General features: G+C 51.8%; 1 other RNA gene. It reads left to right on the plus strand.

The features are described from left to right. Positions 1-162: 162 nt before the first annotated feature. Positions 163-341: non-coding RNA, 6S RNA (ssrS, locus tag BRSPCE3_RS35805), on the plus strand. Positions 342-353 lie beyond the last annotated feature (12 nt).

Genomic DNA, 353 nt, shown 5'->3' on the forward strand with positions numbered 1-353 from the left:
GCCTGTATGGTGCTCAATGCTTCCAAAAAGGTGCGATATTCCAGGATGGAAGCCTCCCACGGCGGATGCCGCGGGGCGTATATATCCTGGATCCTTTGAGCGACTCTCAGTAGAGAGCACTTGTTTTGAAATATGGCTTTCGAGCCTCCAATATAAAAGATGTGACCCCTGCTGTGTTTGTGATTGGTAGAACGTTCCTGTTCCAACAGTAACAAATGCGGGAGCCCTCTCTTGCTCCGGTGTGCATGTCAGGAAACTGAACGCCTGAAGGAGCTACGGGGTACCCACCTTATGACATCGGTTCATGGCCGACTATCAACACGGCACGATGCGGGGGCACTCAAGTTTGACTC

The organism is Bradyrhizobium sp. Ce-3, assembly GCF_022835695.1.
Classification (GTDB): Bacteria; Pseudomonadota; Alphaproteobacteria; order Rhizobiales; family Xanthobacteraceae; genus Bradyrhizobium.